Origin of the sequence: Promicromonospora citrea (genome assembly GCF_013004695.1) — a bacterium.
Taxonomy (GTDB): Bacteria; Actinomycetota; Actinomycetes; order Actinomycetales; family Cellulomonadaceae; genus Promicromonospora; species Promicromonospora citrea.
The window spans coordinates 38,659-63,002 of the sequence record NZ_JABEMG010000003.1; the positions used below are offsets into that span (position 1 = coordinate 38,659).

Here is a 24,344-nt window from a genome sequence, read left to right on the forward strand (position 1 = left end):
GGCGCGGAGAGAGAACGGCGGCGGGCGCGGTGCCGGACGGATGGAGGGCCGCCCCGCCGTTCGGCGGGGCGGCCCGGCTGGGGGTGCGTCCGTTACGGACGGCCCGTTACGGACGGTCCACCGGCGAGTCCACCAGGTGGCCCAGGTAGGCGGGGCCGGTGAGGAACGGCGGGAAGTCGTCCCGCAGCGCGACCCGCCGGAACACCGCCGCGGCGTCCTCGATCCGGTTGCCCGGCTCGTCCGGCAGCGAGTCGACGACGTCGGCCAGCACCGCCTCGACGCGCTCCCGGGTCACGGGCTGCCCGTCGTCGTCGGTCACGGTGCCCGAGGCGATCCACTGCCACACCTGGGACCGCGAGATCTCGGCGGTCGCGGCGTCCTCCATGAGGTTGTCGAGCGCCGCGGCGCCCGTGCCGCGCAGCCACGCGTCCAGGTAGCGGACCGCGACCGACACGTTCGAGCGCAGGCCGGCCGATGTCACGGTGGCGCCGCCGCGGCGGGCCGACGCGATGTCGAGCAGGTCGTGCTGGCACACCACCACGTCGTCGCGCTGCCGCGAGACCTGGTTCGGCGCGTCGCCCAGCACCGCGTCGAACTCGGCCCGGGCGACCGGGATGAGGTCGGGGTGGGCCACCCAGGTGCCGTCGAACCCGTCCGTGGCCTCGCGCTTCTTGTCGGCCCGCACCTGCTCGAACGCACGCTCGGTCACCTCGGGGTTGCGTCGGTCCGGGATGAACGCGCTCATGCCGCCGATGGCGTGCGCCCCGCGCCGGTGGCACGTGGCCACGAGCAGCTCGGTGTAGGCGCGCATGAACGGGGCCGTCATGGTGACCTGGCCGCGGTCGGGCAGCACGTACGACGCGCCGCGCGTGCGGAAGCACTTGATCACCGAGAACAGGTAGTCCCAGCGGCCCGCGTTGAGGCCGGCGCAGTGGTCGCGCAGCTCGTAGAGGATCTCCTCCATCTCGAACGCGGCGGGCAGCGTCTCGATGAGCACCGTCGCGCGGATCGTGCCGCGGGGGATGCCGAGCGCGTCCTGCGCCGCCTCGAAGACCTCGTTCCACAGCCGCGCCTCGCGGTAGCCCTCGAGCTTGGGCAGGTAGAAGTACGGTCCCCGGCCGCGGGCGATGAGCTCGGCCGCGTTGTGGAAGAAGTAGAGGCCGAAGTCCACGAGGCTGCCCAGGGCGTTGCTCGTGATGCCGTGCTTGTCGGTGTAGCGCAGGTGCGCCTCGTCGAGGTGCCAGCCGCGCGGCCGGAAGACGATCGTGGGCAGGTCCGCGATGTCGGCCGACCGCAGCCGGTACTCCTTGCCGGCCTCGCTGGTGAAGGTGAGCGTGCCGCGGATGGCGTCGTGCAGCGCGAGCTGGCCCTCGACCACGTTGGGCCACGTGGGGCTCGAGGCGTCCTCGGCGTCGGCGAGCCAGCACCGGGCGCCCGAGTTGAGCGCGTTGATGGTCATCTTCGGGTCGGTCGGCCCCGTGATCTCGACGCGCCGGTCCTCGAGACCGGGCGCGTTGCGCGAGCCGGCCACGCGCCAGTCCGGGTCGTCGCGCACCGGGCGGGTCGAGGCCCGGAAGTCCGGGTCGGTCCCGTCCGCGATGTCCTGGCGCCGGAGCTGGCGCTGGGCGATGAGCTCGTCGCGGGCGGCGTCGAACCGGTCGTGCAGCATGGCGAGGAACCCGAGCGCCTCGGGGGTGAGGATCTCGTCGTACCGCGGGCCCACGGCGCCGGTCACCGTGATGACACCGCGGCGGGCACCGGTGGCGGAGGCGCCGACCCCGCCGCCCCGCAGGGTGCGGGGTGCGGCGCTGCGCGCCGGGGGCGTGCCGAGCCCGGCCAGCCCGGCCTCGGCGTCGAACGGGCTGCCGTGGGTCGGCTCGTGCGTGCGGGTGTCGGCGGGGGAGTCGATGGTGGCGGTCATCAGAACTGCGCCTCCTCGGTCGAGCCGGTCAGGGCGGTGGTCGCGGAGTCCGGGTTGAGCGCGGTCGCGACGCGGTCGAAGTAGCCGGTGCCGACCTCGCGCTGGTGGCGCGTGGCGGTGTAGCCGCGCTCCTCGGCGGCGAACTCGAGCTCCTGCAGCTTCACGTAGGCCGACATCTGCTCGCGGGCGTAGCCGTGGGCCAGGTCGAACATCGAGTAGTTGAGGGCGTGGAAGCCGGCCAGGGTGATGAACTGGAACGTGAAGCCCATGGCGCCCAGCTCACGCTGGAACTTCGCGATCGTGTCGTCGTCCAGGTGCTTCTTCCAGTTGAACGACGGCGAACAGTTGTACGCCAGCATCTGGTCCGGGTGGTCGGCCTTGACAGCCTCGGCGAACTTGCGCGCGAGCTCGAGGTCCGGCGTGCCGGTCTCCATCCAGATGAGGTCGGAGTGCGGCGCGTAGGCCTTGGCGCGGGCGATGCACGGCTCGATGCCGTTGACCACCTTGTAGAAGCCCTCGCTCGTGCGCTCGCCGGTGATGAAGGGGCGGTCGCGCTCGTCGACGTCGGACGTGATGAGGGTCGCGGCCTCGGCGTCGGTGCGGGCGATCACGACCGACGGGACGTCGGCGACGTCGGCGGCCAGGCGCGCGGCGTTGAGGGTGCGGATGTGCTGCTGGGTCGGGACGAGCACCTTGCCGCCCAGGTGGCCGCACTTCTTCTCCGACGCGAGCTGGTCCTCCCAGTGCACGCCGGCCGCGCCGGACTGGATCATCGACTTCATGAGCTCGTAGGCGTTGAGCGGGCCGCCGAACCCGGCCTCGGCGTCAGCCACGATCGGGGCGAGCCAGTCGCGGGTCGGGGCGCCGTTCTCGGCGACGTCGATCTGGTCGGCGCGCAGCAGCGCGTTGTTGATGCGGCGGACCACGGCCGGCACCGAGTTGGCCGGGTACAGCGACTGGTCCGGGTAGGTCTGGCCCGCGAGGTTCGCGTCGCCCGCCACCTGCCAGCCGGACAGGTAGATGGCCTGCAGCCCGGCCTTGACCTGCTGCACGGCCTGGTTGCCGGTCAGCGCGCCGAGGGCGTTGATGTAGTCCTCCTCGTGCAGCTGCCGCCAGAGGCGCTCGGCGCCGCGCCGGGCGAGCGTGCACTCCTCACCGACCGAGCCGCGCAGCGCGACGACGTCCTCGGCCGTGTAGGTGCGCTCGATGCCGGCCCAGCGCGGGTCGGACTCCCAGGTCTGCCGCAGCTCGTCGGCGGTCTGCACCTGGTCGCCGGCGCGGACGGAGGTCGCCGCCGGCACCGCGGTCGTCGCGGACGTGGTCGCCTCGGACGTGGGGTCGATCGTGGGTGCGCTCATGGCGGTTCTCCTCCTCGGGACGGAACGTGGTCACCGCGTCTGCCGGTGACGTAGTACGACCTTCGGCCTCTGCGAAGCCCCTTCACAAGCGAATCCGGACAGAAGAATCGCTGTTCTTCTGTTGATCGGAAGCTGTTGCGTATGTCACCCTCGGTCATGGCTCGAATCGATAGCGGAGGCAGAACCGTGCGAAACACGACTTCCTCGCGTCCTGCGCAGAGCGGTCGAAACGGTCCGGTGCCGGCGTCCGAGGCGGAGCCCGACGCGCTGACGATCGGCCGCCGGATCCGTCACCTGCGCACGAGCAGAGGGATGACGCTCGAGGAGCTGGCCACGGCCATCGACCGGGCTCCGTCGCAGGTCAGCACGCTCGAGAACGGCAAGCGCGAGCCCAAGTTCTCGCAGCTGCAGGCCATCGCGCGGGCGCTCGGCGCGAGCGTGGACGACCTGCTCTCGGCCGAGCCGCCGTCGGAGCGGGACGCCCTGGAGATCGAGCTCGAGCGCGTGCAGCGGGGGCCGTTGTTCGCGTCGCTCGGCATCGAGGGCGTGCGGATCGGCAAGTCGCTGCCGCAGGACGCGCTGACGACGATCCTGGCGCTGCACCGCGAGCTCGAGCGCCTCCACACCGAGCGCGCCGCGACCCCGGAGGAGGCGCGGCGCGCCAACGCGGAGCTGCGGGACGACATGCGCGCGCGGGACAACTACCTCCCCGAGCTCGAGCAGGTGGCCAAGGGGCTGCTGGCCGACGTCGGGCACACCTCGGGTCCGCTGCCCCAGCGGATGGCCGCGGAGATCGCCGCGCACCTGGGGTTCACGCTGCACTACGTGAGCGACCTGCCGCACTCGACGCGGTCGGTCATCGACACCCGCTACCGCCGCGTCTACCTGCCGTCCCAGGGGTTCCGGGGCCGGTCCAACACGCGCTCGGCGCTGCTGCAGGCGCTGGCCTCGCACGTGCTGGACCACACCGAGCCCGCGCACTACGGCGAGTTCCTGCGCCAGCGCGTCGAGGCCAACTACCTGGCCGCCGCGCTCATGGTGCCGGAGAAGCCGGGCGTGAAGTTCCTGCGCGACGCCAAGGACGAGCGGGCGATCGCGATCGAGGACCTGCGTGACGCCTTCGGGGTGTCGTTCGAGACGGCGGCGCACCGGTTCACCAACCTCGCGACGCGGCACCTGGGTATCCCGGTGCACTTCATGAAGGTGCACGAGTCCGGGATCCTGCACAAGGCGTACGAGAACGACGGCGTGCGGTTCCCCGCCGACCCGCTCGGGGCCGTCGAGGGCCAGCACGTGTGCAAGAAGTGGACGGCCCGGCGGGTGTTCGACGTCGAGGACCGGTTCAACCCGTACGCCCAGTACACCGACACGCCTGCGGGCACCTACTGGTGCACGTCCCGCGTGGAGTACACCTCGGACGGCGCGTTCTCCGTGTCGGTCGGCGTGCCGTTCGCGCACGTCAAGTGGTTCTCCGGCCGCGAGACGACGCAGCGGCTCGCCTCGCGCTGCCCCGACGAGTCGTGCTGCCGGCGGCCGCCGGACGAGCTGTCGGCCACGTGGGCCGACTACGCCTGGCCGTCGGCCCGCCCGCACGCGTCGATGCTCGCCGCGATGCCCTCGGGCGCGTACCCGGGTGTGGAGACCACGGAGGTCTACAAGTTCCTGGAGCGGCACGCTCCGACGGGCTGAGTGCGGCACGCTCCGACGGGCTGAGTGTGGCAGGCTCCGACGGGCTGACCGCTACCGGTGGAAGAACTCCAGCGAGTAGAGCCCGTCGGGCTGGTCCTCGCCGAGCGGGTCGGCGTCGTCGTCCCAGTTCTTGAACTCCACGGCGACCGGCCCGGCCGCCCCCGCGGCCACCTGCAGCTCCTTGCCGACGGTGAAGGATCCCAGCGGCTGGTCGCCGAGCACCCGGTCGCGCCGGTCGACGGCGAGGAACCGCGCGACGTCCGGGCAGGTGCCGTCGGTGTCGATGCCCCGCCGGACGGCGACGGCGAGGTACGTCCGCCCGCCTGGCACCATCCCGACGCCGAGCACGAGCGAGTTGAGCCCGAACTCGTACGCGCACTCGCGCATCGGGTGGGACCAGAGGGTGGTCTGCGGGCGCTGGGTCTCGTCGTCGAACAGGACGCTGCGGACCTCGTACCGGTCCTGGACGCCCGCGGGCCAGACGACGCGGGTCGCGGAGTGGCCCGCGGTGAGCTGTGCGCGCGTGCTCGTGCGCATCCGGTACGCGAGCGGCTTGCTGGTGCTGGGCTGGCGCCAGAGGAGGTTGCCGCCCACGACGGTCTCGCGGCCCTCCCCGTCGGTGACCATCGACAGGTTCGGGGCCGGGTCGTTCACCACCCCGACCGTCTGCGGCGCCGACCACTGCGTGCTGTCCTCGCGGACCACCGAGCGCAGCACGGTGGACCGCACACCGGAGGGTGCGGCCCAGACCACCGTGGTCTTGCCCGCGTCGTTGAGTGCGACCGCGGCGGGCAGGTCGGTGGCGACGCCGGGGACCTCCTGCACCGTCCAGGTGCCGCCGCGCGGCAGCCGGGCGAGCAGGGTTCCGCCGTCGTGGTGCAGCCGCAGGAGCACGGCCACGTCGCCGTCCGCGTTGGACACCAGGTCGCTCGCGTGCACCGGCCCGTCGTGGAACGTGGCGGGCTCGCTCCAGTCCGCGCCGTCGAGCACGCGGTAGCGGGCCGGCCCGTCCGCGTCGTGCCAGACGGACACGGCGTAGTCCTCGGGCCCGGCGGCCAGGTGGGTGAGGTGGCCGCTGGTGTCGGGCGTGCGCACCCACTCGCCCTGCTCGCCGACCTCCAGGTAGTTCACGTGCTCGTACCCGGCCTCGGAGCTCGCGTCGACGACGACCCGCCCGGTGTCGGAGACAGCGACCTCGCGGTGCGCCTCCTCCGGGCGGGAGTCCCAGCCGGTCGCCGGGTCGCCGGGCGCCGCGGCGGCGGTGTGCGCGGCCAGTGACGCGAGCAGCGCGCCTGCCACGACGGCGGCCGCCGCCCGGACGGCCGCCGTCGGAGGGACGGGTGGACGACGCATGATCACTCCTGGTGTCCGTGCGGCGGCCCGCGGCGGCGTTGCCGCGGTGCCCTGGCCGGGAGGCCTCGTCCCTCGATCGTGGCACGGGGGGCGCGCTGCGGCACCGAAAGTCGGCTCAGCAGCCCGTGACCCGCTCGTACACCCCCTCGGAGGTCTCTCGCAGGGTGGTCACCGTCGCGTTCCCCTGGCCCAGGTAGTCGAGCGAGCCGACGGCGTAGTACGGGTTGTACGGGTCGATGCCGTACGACGTGGCCCGGCCCGCCGCCTGGTGCTGCGCGTTGGTCGCGGCCCCGCAGTACGCCTCGGGGTCGGTCGGGTCGGTGGGATCCGTCGGGTCCGTGGGGTCGGTGGGCTCGCCGGACCGGTCGACGCGGCGGTTGTGGTCGAGGAAGAAGTCGGTGACGTACGCCGGGTAGTCGATCGAGCTCGCCGTGATGTACGAGCCGCCGGGCCCGCCGCCGGCCGGCCAGGCGTGACCCACGTTCGTGTTCGTGACGAGCGAGACCCGCGGCCCGTCCGCGTCGGACCACAGCGTGCCCGACCCTGCGGTGTTCGTGCCGGGCAGCCCGGCCAGCGAGAACGACGACTGGCTGGAGGCGCCGTAGATCCCGGCCATGACCTGGGCGTTCAGCGCGTTGTACCCGGGTGCCACGGTGACGTCCGACGACCCGTGGACCACGGACGTGAGCTGGGTCGCGAAGCCGGGCGAGCCGGTGGAGGCGAAGCTCCGGCACGTGCTGGTGGCCTGCGCCTGCGTGGTCGCCACGTACGAGATCTGCGCGGACGTCGTCCCGACCGTCGGCCCCGCGTCGATGCCGATGCCCGCGAACACGTCGGGGGCGAGGCAGCCCATGACCATGGTCTCGCCGCCGCCCGACGACAGGCCCGTGAGGTAGACCTGGTTCGGGTCGAGGCCGAGCGACGCGTCGCCCAGCAGGTCGTCGACGAGCTGGAGCAGGTTGTCGTCGTGCCGCGCCGGGTTGGCCCGCGAGTGGCCGGTGTCGTAGTAGTCCCAGCACCCGAGCAGGACACCACCGTCCGGCGCGGCGGGCGCCGCCACGACCATGCCGTGCGCGTCGGCCGTCGCCGCCCAGTTGCCGCCGGTGCGCAGGTCGGCGGCGGTCTGCACGCAGCCGTGCAGCGAGATCATCAGCGCACGCCCGGCGGGCAGCGCCGGCTCGGACGTCGGTACGTAGAGCTGCGTCGTCATGCCGCCGGCGGTGCGGGACGTCCAGGCGCCCGCGGCCGCCTGCGCGGCCGGCGGGTCGGCGTGGGGTGCCGCGACGGCGGCGGTCGGTACGAGGGTCAGGGCGACGGCAGCGGCGAGGGCCAGGCCGCGGCGCAGTGGCCTGCGCCGGGGCGTGCGACGGGCCACGGACGGGGACGGGTGTGTCATGCGAACCTCCACGGTGAGGTCGTGCTGCCCCGCGCACCGTTGCGCCGACAGCCGGACAACTGGGGACATTAGGTGCGACCTGAATCACCTGTCAATGGTGTGGGCAGGCGGGTGGGTTGACATGAACCGCCCGGCTCGTCCACTATTCCCGCAACCTGAATCGCCTCTCAGGTTTGGCGGCGTCGCCGAACCGGAGGAGGTGACGACCACCCGAAGAAGGGCAGTGTCATGCGGACGAGGAAGTCCCTCATGGCTGTCGCCGCGGCGGCGGTGACGGGCCTGGCGCTCGCGGCGTGCGCGCCGACCGGCGCGACCACCGGCGGCAGCGGCGGCGACGGCGAGGACGCCGCACCGATCGACATCGGCATCGTCTACTCCGAGTCCGGGCCCCTCGCCGCATACGGCGAGGCGTACAAGGACGGGTTCGAGGCGGGTCTCGACCACGCGACCGGCGGCACGGGCGAGATCGCGGGCCGCCCGCTCAACGTCACCTATCACGACGACGCGGGCGACCCCGAGAAGGCCGTCTCGCAGGCCAAGGACCTCATCGGCAAGGGCTACCAGATCCTCGGCGGCACCGTGGTGTCCGGCGTCGCGCTGCCGCTCGCCGAGCAGGCCGATCAGAACAAGGTGCTGTACGTGTCCGGCCCCGCCGCCGTCGACGCGCTCACCGGCATCAACCGCTACACCTTCCGCAGCGGCAGGCAGTCGCTGCAGGACGTCGCCGCGGCCGGCACGTTCGTCGAGCCCGACGGCGCGAAGGTCGTCGTGTTCGCCCAGGACAACGCGTTCGGCCAGGGCAACCTCGCCGCCGTCGACGGCGTGCTCGGCGCGCAGGGTGCCGAGGTCTCCTCCGTGCTCGTGCCCGAGGACGCCACCGAGTTCACGCCGTTCGCCAAGAAGGTGCTCGACGCGCAGGCCGACATGGTCTTCGTCGCCTGGGCCGGTGCGACGACCGGCGCGATGTGGCAGGGCCTCGACCAGCAGGGCGTGCTCGACGAGACCACCGTCGTCACGGGCCTGGGCGACGTGTCCACCTACGGTGCCTACGGCGAGGCCGCCACGAAGGTCAGCTTCCTCAACCACTACTTCCCGGGCGCGGCCGGCACCGAGACCGAGGCCGCGATGCTCGCCGCCGTCGAGGAGCAGGGCGGCACGCCCGACCTGTTCACGCCGGACGGGTTCGTGGCGGCGCAGCTCATGGTGCACGCGATCGAGGAGGGTGCCGGAGACGTCGAGGCCATGGTCGACGCGCTCGAGGGCTACACCTTCGAGGGTCCCAAGGGTCCGACGACGGTGCGCGCCTCCGACCACGCGCTGATCCAGCCGATGTACCAGGCGCGCCTGGTCGAGGACGACGGCACGTGGACGCCCGAGCTCGTCGAGACCATCGACGGCGAGGCCGTCGCGCCCGCGGAGGCGGCGGAGTGACGGCGGGTGGCGAGCCGGTCCTGGAGACCGAAGGGCTCGGGCTGACGATCGGCGGGGCGCGGATCCTCTCGGGGATCGACCTGCGGGTGGCGCGCGGCGAGCTCGTCGGTGTCATCGGGCCGAACGGCGCGGGGAAGACGACCCTGTTCAACCTGGTGAGCGGCATCTACCGGCCCACGAGCGGCCGCGTGCTGCTGGACGGCCGAGACGTGACATCGGCGTCGGTCGCCGTGCGCGCCCGTGCCGGGCTGGGCCGGACCTTCCAGACGTCCAGCCTGTTCCCGCGGCTCACGGTCGCGGAGAACGTGCGGCTCGCCACCCAGCGCCGCCGCGGCGGCAGCCTCTCGGTGCTCCGCTTCCCCCGGCGCGGCGACGACGCGTCGGCCGAGGCGGCGCAGCACCTGGCCACGGTAGGCCTGACCCACCGGGCCGACGCCGCGGCGGGCGACCTCTCGCACGGCGACAAGCGCAAGCTCGAGATCGCGGTGCTGCTCGCCATGGACTCGTCCGTGGTGCTGCTCGACGAGCCGATGGCCGGTGTGGCCACGGGCGACGTCGCGGGGCTCGTCGAGGTCATCCGGTCCATCGGCGCGTCCGGGCGCACCGTGCTCATGGTCGAGCACCACATGGACGTCGTGCTCGGGCTGGCCGACCGCGTGGCGGTGCTGCACCACGGCGAGCTGCTGACGTGCGACGTCCCCGAGAAGGTCATGGCGGACGACACGGTCCAGTCGGCGTACCTGGGCACGACGGCCGGCACGACGGCCGGCTCGAGAGCAGGGACGACGGCAGGGACGACGGCAGGGAGCGCGGCATGAGCGGGACACCGGTGCTGCGGGTGCGCGACCTCACCGCGCGCATCGCCGGCCAGGAGGTGGTGCACGGCGTGACGTTCGACGTCCCGGCGTCGGGCGTCACGGCGGTGCTCGGCCGCAACGGCGTCGGCAAGACCTCGACGCTCCGCGCGGTGCTCGGCCTGATCGAGCGCTCCGGCGAGGTGGAGCTCGACGGCGTCCGCGTGGACGCCGAGCGCACCGACCGCATCGTGCGCCGCGGCGTCGGCTACGTGCCGGAGGACCGCGAGGTGTTCGCGGGCCTGACCGTCGCGGAGAACCTGCGCCTGGCCGACCGGGGCGGCTCCGGTGGCGCGACGCCGGAGCGGCGCGCGCTCGTCGACGCCCTGTTCCCCGACCTCGTCGCCCGCGCGCAGCAGCGTGCCGGCACGCTGTCGGGCGGCCAGCAGCAGATGGTGTCGCTGGCCCGGGCGCTGCTCAACGACAACAGGATCCTGCTCGTCGACGAGCCGACCAAGGGCCTGGCGCCCCGCATCGTGGGCGAGGTCGCCGAGGCGCTCGCCGCCGCGGCGCAGACCGTGCCCATCCTCCTCGTGGAGCAGAACCTGCAGGTCGTCGAGCGGCTCGCCGAGCGCGTCGTCGTCATCGACGCGGGCCGCGTGGTGCATACCGGCCCGGCGCGCGAGCTCCTCGACGACGCCGACCGGGTCCAGCGGCTGCTCGGGGTGCACGCGGAGCGGCCCGCGGACGAGACCGCCGAGCCGGAGGCCGCCCGATGAGCACCCTCGTCCTCCTGCTCGCCACCGGCCTGGGGCTCGGCGGGCTGTACTTCCTCGTCGCGTCGGGCCTGTCGCTGATCTACGGGCTCATGGGCGTGCTGAACTTCGCGCACGGCTCGTTCCTCACGCTCGGCGCGTTCGTCGGGCTCGCCGCGGGCAACGCGGTCGGCGCGGGCACCTGGGGCGGGCTGCTGCTCGGCCTCGCGGTCGGCGCGCTGACCGGCGCCGCCGCCGCGGCGGCCACCGAGCTCGGTCTGATCCGGCCTCTGTACCAGCGGCACATCGAGCAGGTGCTCGTCACCGTCGGTCTCTCGCTCGCGACGGTCGCGCTGTTCGAGGGGATCTGGGGCCCCAACCCCCGCCCCGTGACGCGTACCGCCTGGCTCGGCTCGACCACCGAGGTGCTCGGCGCCCGCGTGCCCAACACCGCGTTCCTCAACGTGCTCGCGGCCGCGGCGGTGCTCTGCGGCATCGTCGCGTTCCTGCGGTACACGCGGTACGGCCTGATCATCCGCGCCGGCGTCGAGAACCGCGCCATGGTGACGGCGCTCGGCATCGACGTGCGGCGCGCGTTCACGCTCGTGTTCGCCGTCGGCGGCGCGGCGGCCGGGCTGGGCGGCGTGCTCGCCACGCAGTCGCTCAACTACGTGTCCCCGCACCTGGGGGCGAGCCTGCTCATCTTCGCCTTCATCGTCACGGTGATCGGCGGCATGGGATCGTTGACCGGCGCCGCCGTGGCGTCCGTCGTCGTGGCCGTGCTGCAGCAGCTCGCCAACTTCTACCTCGACAACACCGGCGACCTGATCGTCGTCCTGCTCCTGGCGCTCGTCCTGCTCGTGCGCCCGTCCGGACTGATGGGGAGGCCCGCATGAGCCACGTCCGCACGCGTCTGCTCACCCTCGGGCTCCCGGCGGCCGGCCTGCTGGTGCTCCTCGCCTGCCTGCCCCTGCTGGCGATCCCGCTGCCGGGCGTGCTGCCCGGCTACACGTACGAGCCCGGCTCGCTGCAGCTGCTCGCGCTCTGCTTCCTCACCGCGGCGCTCGCGCTGTCCTACCACCTGCTGTTCGGGCTGGCGGGGCTCATGAGCTTCGGCCACGCGCTCTACTTCGCGGCCGGCATCTACGGGCTGGCGATCGTGCTCGACCGCACCGACGTCCCGCTGCTGCCCGCGGCCGCGCTCGTGCTCGTCGGCGGCATCGCGCTCGCGTTCGTCGTCGGCGCCGTCTCGCTGCGGGTCGCCGGCATCTCGTTCGCCATGGTGACGCTCGCGTTCGCCCAGGCGGGCAACGTGCTCGTGCGGCGTGACCAGGGCGACCTCACCGGCGGCGAGGAGGGCCTGGCGCTCGCGACCGACGGCGTGCCCGACGCCCTCGTCGGCGTCGTCAACACGCGCCACCTGTACTGGCTCGCGCTCGCGGTGCTCGTCGCCGTCCATCTCGTGGTGCTCTGGATCGAGCGCAGCCGGGCCGGGCACATGGCCGCGGCCGTGCGGGAGAACGAGGTGCGCGTCCGGATCATCGGCGGGCGGCCCTACCTCACCAAGCTCGTCGTGTTCGTGCTCGCCGCGTCGCTGGCCACGGTGGTCGGCATGGCCTACCTCCTGCTGCAGTCGGGGGCGTCGCCCACGACGTCGACCGCCGACTTCACGCTCACGCTGCTCGTCATGGTCGTGCTCGGCGGCGTCGGCTCGCGGTGGGGCGCCGTCGTCGGGGCCGTGCTGTACACGCTGCTGGACCAGCGCCTGGGCGAGCTCGCGCACTCGGCGGCCGTCGCGGGGCTGCCCGCCGTGCTGCGGGTCCCGCTGTCCGAGCCGATGTTCCTGCTCGGCACGTGCTTCGTGCTCGTCGTGCTCTTCCTGCCCGGCGGGCTCGCCGGCGCCGCGGAGCGCCTCGCCGCGCGCCGGGGGCGGGTGCCCGGGAAGGTGGCGGCATGAGCGACCTGCACACCCTCGGCCGGTGGCCGCGCGACCGTGCGCTCGCCACGCCCGGCCGCGTGGCCGTGGACGACCGCGGCGTCACCCTGACCTACCGCGCGCTCGAGGACCGCGCGACGGCGCTCGCCGCCCGGTTCCGTGCCGCCGGGTACGGCGTGGGCGACCGCGTCGCGACCGTGACGGGCAACAGCTCCGACCAGGTCGTCCTGTTCTTCGCGTGCGCCAAGGCGGGGCTGGTGCTCGCGCCGCTGTCGTGGCGGCTGTCCCCGCACGAGCTCGCGGCGCAGCTCGAGCAGGCCGACCCGGCGCTCGTGCTGGTCGACCAGGAGTGCGGCACGCTCGCGGAGGCGGCGCTCGAGCGGCTGCCGGTCGCGCCGTCGCGCACGGCGCTCGGCCCGCACGGCGTCGAGGCGCGCGTGCCCGCCCCCACGCGCCGACGCCTCACCGACCAGCCGCCGCCGCAGCGCGCGGTGCGCGACGACGACCCGCTGCTGCTCGTCTTCACGTCCGGCACGGGCGGCCGCTCGCGCGGCGCGCTGCTCACGCACGCGAGCTGCTTCTGGACCAACCTGTCCCTGTCCCGCACTGTCGAGCTGACCAGCGTCGACGTGGTGCTGTCCGTGCTGCCGCAGTACCACGTGGGCGGCTGGAACATCCAGCCGCTGCTGGCCTGGTGGACGGGCGCGACGGTGGTGCTGGAGCGCACGTTCGAGCCCGAGCGGGTGCTGCGCCTGGTCGCCGACCGGCGGGTCACCACGATGATGGGCGTGCCCACCACCTACCTGCTGCTCGCCGAGCACCCGGGCTTCGCGGAGGCCGACCTGGGCTCGCTGCGGCACGCGGTGGTCGGCGGCGCGCCGATGCCCGAGCCGCTGCTGCGCGCGTGGCACCGCCGGGGCGTGGCGCTCACGCAGGGCTACGGCCTCACCGAGGCGGGCCCCAACGTCCTGTGCCTGCCCGACGACGCGGCGCGCGACCGCGTCGGCTCCGCCGGGGTGCCCTACCCGCACGTCGAGGTCGCGGTGGCCGACCCGGTGACGGGCGAGCACCTCGACGGCCCGGCGACCGGTGAGCTGCTGGTGCGCGGGCCGAGCGTGTTCGCCGGCTACTTCCGCGAGCCCGAGGCGACGGCGGCGACCTTCGCGCGCGGCTGGCTGCGCACCGGCGACCTCGTGGAGCGCGACGCCGACGGGTACTACCGGGTGGTCGACCGGCTCAAGGACGTGTTCATCAGCGGGGGCGAGAACGTCACGCCCGCGGAGGTCGAGGCCGTGCTGCGGCGGCACCCCGCGGTGGCGGACGCCGCCGTCGTCGGCGTGCCGGACGAGCGCTGGGGCGAGGTGGGCCACGCCTTCGTGGTGCCGCGCGGCGGCCGGCTCACGGACGCCGAGGACCTGGCGGAGTTCTGCCGCCGTGAGCTGGCGGGGTACAAGGTGCCGCGGCACTTCGAGCTCGTCCCGGACCTGCCCCGCTCGTCCCTGGACAAGGTGGTGCGCTCGGCGCTCGCCCCGCGGGCGGGCGGACCCGACAGCGGCCCCGGAACCGACCAGCACGCACGCCCTCTCGACGCACGCCTCAAGGAGACCCGGTGAGCATCACGTCCCAGCCCGGTGAGACCGAGCAGTCCGAGCAGCAGCCCGAGCAGCAGCCCGAGCAGCAGCCCGGCGGCCCCGCCCGGATGACCAAGGGCGAGCGCACCCGCGCGCGGATCCTCGCCGCCGCCGAGCAGGTGTTCGCCGAGCTCGGCTTCCACGACGCCTCGATCGTCAAGATCACCGAGGCGGCCGGGGTCGGCCAGGGCACGTTCTACCTCTACTTCGCGTCGAAGATCGAGGTGTTCGACGAGGTGGTCGAGGACCTCAACCGGCGCGTGCGGCACGCGATGATCGAGGCGTCCTCGCAGGCGGGCACCCGCATCGAGGCGGAGCGCGCGGGCTTCCGCGCGTTCTTCGAGTTCACTGCCCGGCACCCGGCGCTGTACCGGATCGTGCGGCAGGCGGAGTTCGTGTCGCCCGGCGCGCTGCGCCTGCACTACACGCGCATCGTCGAGGGTTACCGCGAGGGGCTCGCGAAGGCGCAGCAGGCGGGGGAGGTCGGCGACATCGACCCGGAGGTCGCGGCCTGGGCGCTCATGGGCATCGGCGAGATCGTCGGCATGCGCTGGGTGCTGTGGGGGCCGGACGTCGCGCCCGGCGGCCCGACGTCCGCCGTGCCACCCGAGGTGTTCGAGCAGGCCATGCGGTTCATCGAGCGGGCGCTGGCGCCCGGCGGCCACGAGGGGGAGGTGGGCCCGTGAGCGTCGTCGACCAGGTGGAGGCCGCCGGATCGCACACGTACGCGACGCACGACGTGCCGGTCGCCGGGGGGACGCTGCGCGTCGGCGTCTGGGAGCCCGTGGGGCCGCTCGCGACAGGTCCGGACGGCGCGCCGCTGCCCTCCGTCGTGCTGGTGCACGGCATCACGGCCTCGCACCGCGCGTGGCCCGCCGTCGTCGCCGCGCTGGCGGGGCGGCGCGTGGTCGCCCCCGACCTGCGCGGGCGCGGCCGCAGCAACCACCTGCCCGGCCCGTACGGCATGGCCGCGCACGCCGACGACGTCGCCGCGGTGGTCCGTGCGCTCGCGGGCGGGCCCGCCGTCGTGGTGGGGCACTCGATGGGCGGGTTCGTCTCCCTGGTGCTGACGCACCGGCACCCGGGTCTCGTGGCCCGGCTCGTGCTCGTGGACGGCGGTCTGCCCATCCCGCTGCCGCCGGGCGTGCCCGCCGACGCGACGCCCGAGGAGCTGGTGGGCGCCCTGCTCGGGCCCGCCCTGGAGCGGCTGGGGCAGACGTTCGCCGGGCCGCAGGCGTACCGGGAGTTCTGGCGGGCCCACCCGGCCTTCGCGCGGTGGAGCCCCGTGGTGGAGCAGTACGTCGACTACGACCTCACCGCGGAGGGTCGCCCGGCGACGTCGGCCGACGCCGTGGCCGCCGACTCGGTCGACTCGGCCCGGGGCGAGGCGCTGCCCGCGGCGCTCGCCTGGGCCGCCGAGAACGACCTGCCGGTCACCTTCCTGCGTGCGCCGCGCGGCCTGCTCGACCAGCCGGGCGGCATGTACCCGGCCGACGCCGTCGCCGCGTGGGAGCGCCACCTGCCGCGGCTGGCGGCCCGTGACGTGCCGGACGTGAACCACTACACGATCATCATGGCCGAGCCGGGCGTCTCGGCGGTCGCGGCGGCTGTGACCGGCTGAGCCTCAGCCTGCGTCCCCCACCCCGAGCATCTGGTCGCGCCGCCTGCCCATCTCCTCGCGCAGGGCCTGCACCACGGCGGCGACGGCGGGCCGCCGCCACGACTCGCCGCGGACCACGGCCCAGTACGGCAGCCGCTCGGTGACCTCGTCGGGCAGGAGGCGCACGAGGTCCGGGTGGCGGTCGGCCATGAAGCAGGGCAGGAACCCCAGCCCCGCGCCCGCGCGCGTGGCCTCGACGTGCACGAAGACGTTCGTCGAGGCCAGCGCGTCCTGCATGCCCGGGACGAGGCGCCGCGGCACGTCCAGGTCGTTGACCTGCAGCATCGAGTCGACGAAGTAGACGAGCCCGTGCCGGGACAGCTCGGCGACGCTCGTCGGCGTGCCCTGCCGCTCCAGGTAGTCGCGCGCGCCGTACATGCCCAGCACGTACTCGCCCAGCCGCAGGGCCTTCGCCTGCTGCACCTTCGGCTCCCCGACGACGACGTCGATGTCCACCCCCGAGCGGTGGTGCGTCGCCACGCGCGTGACGGTGACGAGCTCGACGGACAGCTCCGGGTGGTCGCGGCGCAGGCGCGCGATGGCGGGGGAGGCGACGTACGCGCTGAACCCGTCGGTCGCCGTCATGCGCACGACGCCGGCGACCGGGTCAGCCTCGGCGTCGCCCGCGACGAGGCGCGCCACCGCCTCCGACACGGCCTCGCCCGCGCGGGCAGCGCGGCGGCCGAGGGCCGTCAGCTCCCACCCGTCCGCACCACGCACCAGGAGCTTGCCGCCGAGCGCGCGCTCGAGCGCCGCGATGTTGCGGGCCACGGTCGTGTGGTTGACGCCGAGGGCCTGCGCCGCCGTCGTCCAGCGCCCGGTGCGGGCCACCTCGAGGAGCACCAGGAGCTGGTCGGCCACCTGGCCGGGCGGGTCGGTGCGGGCGGGCATGCGGCGACCGTACCAAGCCACGTGTGCATCCGTGCACATCGGGTCTGCCCATCTCGTCATTGCTGCGCACACCCGCTGCCGGGAACACTCGGGCTGTCCACGGCGGCGAGCCGCTCGCCGCCCTCGTGTCAGAGTCGACACCTAGGAGCCGCAGCATGTCTGCCCCACAGACCCCCGCACCGGCGGACCGGTCGCTGATCCGGCGCATCGTCGCCGCCTCGATGGCCGGCACCGTCGTCGAGTGGTACGACTTCTTCCTCTACGCGACCGCCGCGGCGCTCGTGTTCAACAAGGTGCTCATGCCCGAGACGGGCAACGCCTACGACGCGATCATCGCGGCGTTCGTGACCTACGCCGTCGGGTTCGTCGCGCGACCGCTCGGCGGCGTGATCTTCGGCCACCTGGGCGACAAGCTCGGCCGCAAGCACACCCTGCAGCTCACCATCCTGCTGATCGGCGCCGCGACGGTGCTCATGGGCTGCCTGCCGACGTTCCAGCAGGTGGGCTTCGTCGCGCCGGCGCTCCTCGTCGTCCTGCGCTTCGTGCAGGGGGTCGCGCTGGGCGGGGAGTGGGGCGGCGCCGTGCTGCTCGTGGCCGAGCACAGCCGCGACGACGAGCGGGCGCGCTGGACCGCGTGGCCGCAGGCCGGCGTCCCGGTGGGCAACCTGCTGGCGACCGTCGTGCTCTACGCCATGTCCGGCCTGCTGACCGACGCCGCGTTCCTCGCCTGGGGCTGGCGCGTCGCGTTCTGGCTGTCCGCCGTCGTCATCGTCGTGGGCTACTACGTGCGCACCCGGGTCTCCGACGCGCCCATCTACGAGGAGGCGAAGGCCGAGATCGACGAGGGCGCCGCGGGCTACGGCGTGCTCGAGGTGGTCCGGCGTTACCCGCGCGGCGTGCTCACCGGCATGGGCCTGCGGTTCGCCGAGAACATCCTGTACTACCTGGTGGTCAGCTTCTCGATCGTCTACCTCGGCACCGCGCTCGGCATGGACACCACGCGCATCCTCGGCGTGGTCGCCACGGCGCACGCCTTCCACTTCGTCGTGATCCTCGTCGTGGGCCGGCTCGCCGACCGGGTCGGCCGCAAGCCGCTCTACGTCGCGGGCGCCGTGCTCGGCGCGACCTGGTGCTGGTTCGCCTTCCCGGCGATGGACACGAAGAACTCCTGGGTCATCCTCGGTGTCCTGGCGGCCGGGCTGCTCTTCCACGCCCTCATGTACGCGGTGCAGCCCGCGATCATGGCCGAGATGTTCCCGACCCGGATGCGCTACTCCGGGGTCTCGATCAGCTACCAGGTGACCTCGATCGTCGCGGGCTCGCTCGCGCCGATCCTCGCCACCACCTGGCTCAAGGACACCGGCTCGTGGTGGCCCACCGCCGTCTACATGGCCGTGGCCGCCCTCATCACCCTCGTCGCGGCGCTCGCGCTGCGGGAGACCAAGGGCGCGTCGCTGCACGCGCTGGACGCCGAGGACCAGGCGCGCGAGCAGACGACGGCGGGAGGCAGGGCATGAGCGGGCAGGAGACGAGCGCGTCCCTCGCGGGGCGCCGGGCGCTGGTCACGGGCGGAGCGAGCGGCATCGGCGCGGCCTGCGCGCGCGAGCTGGCCGCCCGGGGCGCGCACGTGGTGGTCGCGGACCGCGACGGCGACGGCGCGCACGCGGTGGCCGAGGACGTGGGCGGCGAGGCGTGGGTCGTGGACCTGTCCGACACGCGGGCGCTCGACGACCTGCGGCTCGACACGGACGTGCTCGTGAACAACGCGGGCATCCAGCGGGTGAGCCCGCTCCAGGACTTCGTGCCCGACGACTTCCGCCTCGTGCACCGGATCATGCTGGAGGCGCCGTTCCTGCTGGTGCGCGCCGTGCTGCCCGGCATGTACGAGCGGGGCTGGGGGCGGGTGGTCAACATCTCGTCGGTGCACGGGCTGGTGGCGTCGCCGTTCAAGTCGGCATACGTGTCGGCCAAGCACGGGCTCGAGGGACTGTCCAAGGTGACGGCGCTCGAGGGCGGCGAGCACGGCGTCACCAGCGTGTGCGTCAACCCGGGGTACGTGCGCACACCGCTCGTGGAGAAGCAGATGGCCGAGCAGGCGCGCGTGCACGGCATCCCGGAGGCCGAGGTGCTGGCCCGGGTCATGCTCGCCGAGTCCGCGGTGAAGCGGCTGGTGGAACCGCACGAGGTGGCCGCGCTGGTGGGCTGGCTCACCGGCCCGGACGCGGCGATGGTGTCCGGCGCGTCCTGGACCATCGACGGCGGCTGGAGCGCACGATGACCCGGGGCGCCCGGGGTGTGACACTGGCACAGGGCACGACCTGCCGGGACCGACGAAGGAGTCAAGGATGACTGGAGCACGCACCGGGTTCGACAAGGTGGTCGCGAGCGCGGCCGAGGCGGTGGCCGACATCCCCGACGGCGCCTCGCTCGCCGTGGGCGGCTTCGGGCTGTGCGGCAACCCGATCGCGCTGATCGAGGCCCTGCTCGAGCAGGGCACCACCGACCTGTCGGTGGTGAGCAACAACTGCGGTGTCGACGACTGGGGCCTCGGCGTGCTGCTGGGCGCCCACCGGATCGCGAAGATGACCAGCTCGTACGTCGGCGAGAACAAGGAGTTCGAGCGCCAGTTCCTCTCCGGTGAGCTCGAGCTCGAGCTCACGCCCCAGGGGACGCTCGCCGAGAAGCTGCGCGCCGGCGGCGCGGGCATCGCGGCCTTCTTCACGCGCACGGGCGTCGGCACCCAGGTCGCCGACGGCGGCCTGCCGCGCCGGTACGACGGCTCGGGCGGCGTCGCCGTCGCCTCGCCGCCCAAGGAGGTGCGCACGTTCGGCGACGGCGGCGAGTACGTGCTCGAGGAGGCCATCACCACCGACTTCGCGCTCGTGCACGCCCTGCGCGGTGACCGGCACGGCAACCTCGTGTTCAACAAGTCGGCGCGCAACTTCTCGCCGCTCGCCGCGATGGCGGGGCGCGTGTGCATCGCCCAGGTCGAGGAGCTCGTCGAGCCGGGGGAGATCGACCCCGACACCGTGCACCTGCCGGGCGTGTACGTGCACCGCGTGGTGCACGTCGGCACCGACATCGAGAAGCGGATCGAGCGGCGGACCGTGGCGCAGGCGCCGTCGTCGTCGGCCGGGACGAAGGGGGCCTGAACCATGGCACTGACGCGACAGGAGATGGCCGCGCGCGCCGCGCGCGAGCTGGCGGACGGCATGTACGTGAACCTGGGCATCGGGCTGCCCACGCTCGTGCCGAACTACGTGCCCGAGGGCAGGCACCTGGTGCTGCAGTCGGAGAACGGCATCCTCGGCGTGGGCCCGTACCCCGCGGAGGACGCCGTCGACCCCGACCTCATCAACGCGGGCAAGGAGACGGTGACGCTGCTGCCCGGCTCGTCGATCTTCGACTCGGCCACGTCGTTCGGCATGATCCGCGGCGGCAAGATCGACGCGGCGATCCTCGGTGGCATGCAGGTCTCGGCCACGGGCGACCTGGCCAACTGGATGATCCCCGGCAAGATGGTCAAGGGCATGGGCGGCGCCATGGACCTGGTGCACGGTGCCGGCCGGGTCATCGTCCTCATGGAGCACGTGGCGCGCGACGGGTCGCCGAAGATCCTGCGCGAGTGCTCCCTGCCCCTGACCGGCAAGGGCGTGGTGAACCGGATCATCACCGACCTCGCGGTGCTCGACGTGACGCCGTCCGGCCTGGTGCTGCGCGAGCTCGCCCCCGGGGTGACGGCCGAGGAGGTCGTCGAGAAGACCGAGCCGGAGCTCGCCGTGGAGCTCGTCGAGCCCGTGGGCTGACTCGGGCTCAGGACGGCGGATACGCTGGGAAGAACGGCCGAAGGAGGTCTCATGAGTGACGCATTTGCTGCTCCGACCGGTGCCACGAGCACCGGCCGGAGCGCCACGGGTTCGGGCGCGACACACAGCGCCGACGACGTGGTGATCGTCTCGGCGGCACGGACGCCGCAGGGACGGCTGAAGGGGTCGCTGGCGGCGCTGAGCGCCGTCGAGCTGGGCGCCGTGGCGGCCCGCAAGGCGCTGGAGGGTGCAGGAGCGCTCGCGGCGGACGTGGACACCGTGGTGTTCGGCCAGGTGATCCAGGCGGGCGCGGGGCAGAACCCCGCGCGGCAGACGGCGGTGGCGGCGGGCGTGTCCTGGGACGTGCACGCCGTGACGGTGAACAAGGTGTGCCTGTCCGGCCTGACGGCGATCATCGACGGCGCGCGCTTGCTGCGCACCGCCGAGGCGTCGGTGGTGCTGGTGGGTGGTCAGGAGTCGATGACGAACGCCCCGCACCTGCTGCCGGGCGCGCGCGGCGGGTTCGGCTACGGCTCGGCCGAGCTGCTGGACTCCGTGGCGCACGACGCCCTGACCGACGCGTTCGACGACGTGTCGATGGGCATCTCGACCGAGGAGCACAACACGGGCGACGTGTTCGTCTCGCGCGAGGAGCAGGACGCGATCGCGGCGGCCTCGCACCAGCGAGCGGCCGCGGCGGCCAAGGACGGGTACTTCGAGGCGGAGCTCGCACCGGTGTCGGTGCCGCAGCGCCGCGGTGAGCCCGTCGAGGTACGCACCGACGAGGGCGTGCGCCCGGACACGACGGCGGAGTCGCTCGCGCGGCTGCGCCCGGCGTTCCGGAAGGACGGCACGCTGACGGCGGGCAACTCGTCCCAGATCTCCGACGGTGCCTCGGCGCTCGTGCTCACCACGCGGGGGCGGGCCGAGGCGGCGGGCGTACCGGTGCTGGCGACCGTGCGCGCGCACGGCCAGGTGGCCGGCCCGGACAACTCGCTGCACTCCCAGCCCGCGCGGGCCATCGCCCGGGCGCTGGAGCGGCAGGGCTGGTCGGCCTCCGACCTCGACCTCGTGGAGATCAACGAGGCGTTCGCGGTCGTGGTCGGCGTGTCCGCGAAGGAGCTCGGCGTGCCGCTGGACCGCGTCAACGTGCACGGCGGCGGCATCGCGCTCGGGCACCCGGTGGGGGCGTCCGGCGCGCGCATCGCGGTGCACGCGGCGCACGAGCTGGCCCGGCGCGGCGGTGGCCGCGCGGCCGTCGGCCTGTGCGGCGGCGGCGGCCAGGGCGAGGCGCTCCTCCTGGAGCTCTGACCGCCCCCTCCCGCCGAGGTAGTCAGTTGGCGAGGTAGTCAGTTGGCGAGGTAGTCACGTGGCGAGGTAGTCGTCTGGCGAGGTAGTCGCCTAGGTGACTACCTCGCCCTGTGACTACCTCGCCACGTGACTACCTCGGCGGGTGGGTCAGCGCTCGTCGCCGATGAGGTCGCGGGACTCGTCCTCGCGGCCGTCCAGGTTCATGTCGGCCGTGCGGGCCTTGCGGGCGTCCCAGCGCAGCGAGACGGCGCCGAGGATCGCGGCGAGCACCGACCCGCCGAGGATGGCGATCTTGGCGCCGTCGGTGTGCTCCGAGTCGCCGAACGACAGCTCGCTGATGAGCAGCGACACCGTGAAGCCGATGCCGGCCAGGAGCCCGACGGGGAGCAGGTCGCGCACGCCGATGGCGTCGGGCAGGCGCAGCGGCGTGAGGCGGGTGACGAGCGCCGTCGTACCGAGCACGCCGACCAGCTTGCCGAGCACCAGGCCGCCGGTGATGGCCGCGACGACCGGCTGGCCGATCACCGCGAGCGGGCCGTCGCCCTCGACGAGCGTGACGCCCGCCGCGAAGAAGGCGAACACGGGCAGGGCGACGCCCGAGGAGAGCGGGCGGAGCCGGTGCTCGTACTGCGTGGTGCGCGAGGTCGCCTCACCGTGCCGGGCGACCGCGGGGACGGCGAAGCCGAGCAGCACGCCCGCGATGGTCGCGTGGATGCCGGACGCGTGCATGAGGGCCCAGGCCACGACGGCCAGGGGCAGCAGCACGAACCACCGCGGGCGGCGGGAGCGCACGTGCCACGCGAACAGCCCGACGCAGACCAGCGTGCCGAGCAGCGACCACCAGTGGATCGCGCTCGTGTAGAAGACGGCGATGACGACGATCGCGAGCAGGTCGTCGACGACGGCGAGCGTGAGCAGGAAGGTCCGGATGGCGACGGGCAGGCCGCGGCCGAAGATCGCCAGGACGCCGACGGCGAACGCGATGTCCGTCGCGGTGGGGATCGCCCACCCGTGCAGCGCGCCCGTGTCGCCGAGCAGGAACAGCGCACCGACGTAGACGATCGCAGGCACCGCCATGCCGCCGACCGCCGCGATCATCGGCACGCCGGCCTCACGCGGGTTGCGCAGGCTCCCGGCGACGAACTCCTGCTTGAGCTCGACACCGACCACGAAGAAGAAGATCGCGAGCAGCCCGTCGGCCGCCCAGGTCGCCAGCGACAGGTCGAGGTGGACCGGCAGGGTGCCGATCTCGGCCGGGCCCACGGTCGTCGCCGACAGCGTCTGGTAGGCCTCGCGCCAGGGTGAGTTGGCCCAGATCAGGGCGAGGAACGCGGCACCGATGAGGAGCGCGCCCCCGGTGGTCTCGCGGGACACCCAGGCCGTGAGGCGCTGGACGGTGGTGGGGGCAGGGGTGGAACCGGTCAAGGTGGTCCTCTCGGCTGCGGGGTCGTTCGATCAGGACCGGTCGACCCGGTCCACGCCGACCAGACTTCCCGGCACTCCCTGGGTCACACCCTAAACCCGGCGCGGGGTCGCGCCCGGGGTCAGGCCTCGCCGAGCCCTGTGCCGAGCCCTGTGCCGAGCTCCGTGAGGGCCGCGTGCAGCTTGCTGACCGTGTTCCAGTTCCGGGCCGTGGTGGGCGCGCCGACCGCCCGGTCGATGACGGCCGACGTGAGCCGCGACCGGCCGATGCCGTCGACGTAGTGCACGTAGAGCACGCCCTGCGCCGTCGCCAGCAGCTCCCGGCCCGCGTTGGCCAGGTCGAGCCGGGCCACGCCGGCCTCGTCGAGCTCGCCGAGGGGGACGTGCACCTGGAGCCGGGCGGGGTCGTCGCGTGCGGCGGCGCGGAACGGGTTGTCCGCGACGACGGCGTCGAGCCGGTCCGCCCCGAGGCCGACGGCGGCGACGGGCTGCCCGAGCCGCTCGGTGAGCCGGTCGGCGACGCGGCGGGCGGACTCGTCGGGGCCGAGCGAGGAGGAGCCGGCCACGAGGTTGCCGCTGTTGAGGAGGGTCCGGGCGCCGTCGAGGCCGACGTCGTGCGCGGCGTCGCGCAGCTCGGCCGACGTGACGCGCAGGCCCGGCCCGAGGTTGACGGCGCGCAGCAGGATCGCGAGATGAGCCATACGGCCATCCTGCCGGGAGGTGCCCCCTCTCTGCGAGTTTTGCCGTCCCTTGACGCAACAATGAAGTCATTGCCACTGTGTGAACACTTCGTGACAACTTGCGACCCGCCGGGAGATAACCCTGGCCAGTCGATGACAGTGCGCGTAGTTTCCCCTTCAGGGACGGCACCCAGTCGTCCCTTCGGGAGGCCAACCTATGGAGTGCTCGCTCCGTGGAGAAGGGCCGGTCCCGGCTCTGCGCCACGCCGCGGCGCACCGAGTCGGTCACCCGGTCCATCCACCCGCCCCG

21 protein-coding genes are annotated in these 24,344 nt (G+C 73.6%); 14 read left to right on the forward strand and 7 right to left on the reverse strand.

Annotated elements, in window-relative coordinates:
* Window positions 1-106: 106 nt before the first annotated feature.
* Window positions 107-1,921 carry a malate synthase A gene (gene aceB, locus HLB15_RS01290; RefSeq protein ID WP_171102894.1) on the reverse strand — a complete coding sequence of 605 codons (1,815 nt, stop codon included), beginning with the start codon at window positions 1,919-1,921 and terminating at the stop codon, window positions 107-109.
* Window positions 1,921-3,279 carry an isocitrate lyase gene (gene aceA / locus HLB15_RS01295; RefSeq protein ID WP_212759361.1) on the reverse strand — a complete coding sequence of 453 codons (1,359 nt, stop codon included), beginning with the start codon at window positions 3,277-3,279 and terminating at the stop codon, window positions 1,921-1,923. The genes aceB and aceA overlap by 1 nt, the downstream gene beginning before the upstream one ends.
* 141 nt (window positions 3,280-3,420) lie before the next feature.
* Here aceA and relB point away from each other — a divergent pair, with 141 nt between their 5' ends.
* The gene (gene relB, locus HLB15_RS01300) at window positions 3,421-4,968 is read left to right on the forward strand and encodes a type II toxin-antitoxin system RelB family anti-toxin (protein WP_373291042.1); all 1,548 of its coding nucleotides are present in this window, start codon (window positions 3,421-3,423) and stop codon (window positions 4,966-4,968) included.
* A gap of 51 nt (window positions 4,969-5,019) precedes the next feature.
* Here the strand turns inward: relB and HLB15_RS01305 are convergent, their stop codons facing one another.
* Both HLB15_RS01305 and HLB15_RS01310 read right to left on the reverse strand, forming a co-directional pair.
* On the reverse strand, window positions 5,020-6,321 hold the full coding sequence (locus HLB15_RS01305) for a hypothetical protein (protein WP_171102898.1): 1,302 nt from the start codon (window positions 6,319-6,321) through the stop codon (window positions 5,020-5,022).
* Window positions 6,322-6,436: 115 nt separating this feature from the next.
* Window positions 6,437-7,717, reverse strand: coding sequence for an extracellular catalytic domain type 1 short-chain-length polyhydroxyalkanoate depolymerase (locus tag HLB15_RS01310; protein WP_171102900.1), 1,281 nt, complete (start codon window positions 7,715-7,717; stop codon window positions 6,437-6,439).
* A gap of 228 nt (window positions 7,718-7,945) precedes the next feature.
* Here HLB15_RS01310 and HLB15_RS01315 point away from each other — a divergent pair, with 228 nt between their 5' ends.
* The 8 genes from HLB15_RS01315 to HLB15_RS01350 all read left to right on the forward strand — a co-directional run bounded on the left by HLB15_RS01315 (window position 7,946) and on the right by HLB15_RS01350 (window position 15,885).
* Window positions 7,946-9,148, forward strand: a complete 1,203-nt coding sequence (locus tag HLB15_RS01315; RefSeq protein ID WP_171102902.1) for a substrate-binding domain-containing protein — start codon at window positions 7,946-7,948, stop codon at window positions 9,146-9,148.
* Entirely contained in the window at window positions 9,145-9,966 is an 822-nt protein-coding gene (locus HLB15_RS01320) for an ABC transporter ATP-binding protein (protein ID WP_171102904.1), read from the forward strand. The genes HLB15_RS01315 and HLB15_RS01320 overlap by 4 nt, the downstream gene beginning before the upstream one ends.
* Window positions 9,963-10,721 (forward strand): ABC transporter ATP-binding protein, encoded by a 759-nt coding sequence (locus HLB15_RS01325; protein ID WP_171102906.1) that lies wholly within the window; start codon window positions 9,963-9,965, stop codon window positions 10,719-10,721. The genes HLB15_RS01320 and HLB15_RS01325 overlap by 4 nt, the downstream gene beginning before the upstream one ends.
* Entirely contained in the window at window positions 10,718-11,593 is an 876-nt protein-coding gene (locus tag HLB15_RS01330) for a branched-chain amino acid ABC transporter permease (RefSeq protein ID WP_171102908.1), read from the forward strand. The genes HLB15_RS01325 and HLB15_RS01330 overlap by 4 nt, the downstream gene beginning before the upstream one ends.
* Window positions 11,590-12,654 carry a branched-chain amino acid ABC transporter permease gene (locus HLB15_RS01335; protein WP_171102911.1) on the forward strand — a complete coding sequence of 355 codons (1,065 nt, stop codon included), beginning with the start codon at window positions 11,590-11,592 and terminating at the stop codon, window positions 12,652-12,654. Before HLB15_RS01330 ends, HLB15_RS01335 begins: the two co-directional genes overlap by 4 nt.
* Window positions 12,651-14,246, forward strand: a complete 1,596-nt coding sequence (locus HLB15_RS01340; protein ID WP_229784971.1) for a class I adenylate-forming enzyme family protein — start codon at window positions 12,651-12,653, stop codon at window positions 14,244-14,246. Before HLB15_RS01335 ends, HLB15_RS01340 begins: the two co-directional genes overlap by 4 nt.
* 86 nt (window positions 14,247-14,332) lie before the next feature.
* Window positions 14,333-14,950, forward strand: coding sequence for a TetR/AcrR family transcriptional regulator (locus tag HLB15_RS01345; protein ID WP_171102987.1), 618 nt, complete (start codon window positions 14,333-14,335; stop codon window positions 14,948-14,950).
* On the forward strand, window positions 14,947-15,885 hold the full coding sequence (locus tag HLB15_RS01350) for an alpha/beta hydrolase (RefSeq protein WP_171102913.1): 939 nt from the start codon (window positions 14,947-14,949) through the stop codon (window positions 15,883-15,885). The genes HLB15_RS01345 and HLB15_RS01350 overlap by 4 nt, the downstream gene beginning before the upstream one ends.
* A gap of 3 nt (window positions 15,886-15,888) precedes the next feature.
* On the opposite strand, the gene HLB15_RS01355 is transcribed toward HLB15_RS01350, so the two are convergent.
* Entirely contained in the window at window positions 15,889-16,815 is a 927-nt protein-coding gene (locus tag HLB15_RS01355) for a LysR family transcriptional regulator (protein ID WP_171102915.1), read from the reverse strand.
* A gap of 155 nt (window positions 16,816-16,970) precedes the next feature.
* On the opposite strand from HLB15_RS01355, the gene HLB15_RS01360 reads away from it, so the two are divergent.
* The 5 genes from HLB15_RS01360 to HLB15_RS01380 all read left to right on the forward strand — a co-directional run bounded on the left by HLB15_RS01360 (window position 16,971) and on the right by HLB15_RS01380 (window position 21,932).
* Entirely contained in the window at window positions 16,971-18,332 is a 1,362-nt protein-coding gene (locus HLB15_RS01360) for an MFS transporter (RefSeq protein WP_171102917.1), read from the forward strand.
* Window positions 18,329-19,093 (forward strand): 3-hydroxybutyrate dehydrogenase, encoded by a 765-nt coding sequence (locus HLB15_RS01365; RefSeq protein WP_171102920.1) that lies wholly within the window; start codon window positions 18,329-18,331, stop codon window positions 19,091-19,093. Before HLB15_RS01360 ends, HLB15_RS01365 begins: the two co-directional genes overlap by 4 nt.
* 67 nt (window positions 19,094-19,160) lie before the next feature.
* A complete protein-coding gene (locus HLB15_RS01370; RefSeq protein ID WP_171102922.1) occupies window positions 19,161-19,967 on the forward strand; it encodes a CoA transferase subunit A in 807 nt (268 codons plus the stop codon).
* A 3-nt stretch (window positions 19,968-19,970) separates the two neighbouring features.
* A complete protein-coding gene (locus tag HLB15_RS01375; RefSeq protein WP_171102924.1) occupies window positions 19,971-20,621 on the forward strand; it encodes a CoA transferase subunit B in 651 nt (216 codons plus the stop codon).
* 138 nt (window positions 20,622-20,759) lie between these two features.
* A complete protein-coding gene (locus tag HLB15_RS01380; RefSeq protein ID WP_171102989.1) occupies window positions 20,760-21,932 on the forward strand; it encodes an acetyl-CoA C-acyltransferase in 1,173 nt (390 codons plus the stop codon).
* A 147-nt stretch (window positions 21,933-22,079) separates the two neighbouring features.
* Here the strand turns inward: HLB15_RS01380 and nhaA are convergent, their stop codons facing one another.
* Window positions 22,080-23,357: a Na+/H+ antiporter NhaA gene (gene nhaA / locus HLB15_RS01385; protein ID WP_171102926.1), complete on the reverse strand. Its 1,278-nt coding sequence runs from the start codon at window positions 23,355-23,357 to the stop codon at window positions 22,080-22,082.
* Window positions 23,358-23,476: 119 nt separating this feature from the next.
* Complete coding sequence (locus tag HLB15_RS01390; RefSeq protein ID WP_171102928.1) at window positions 23,477-24,055, reverse strand: DUF1697 domain-containing protein; 579 nt, start codon at window positions 24,053-24,055, stop codon at window positions 23,477-23,479.
* Window positions 24,056-24,344: the final 289 nt, after the last annotated feature.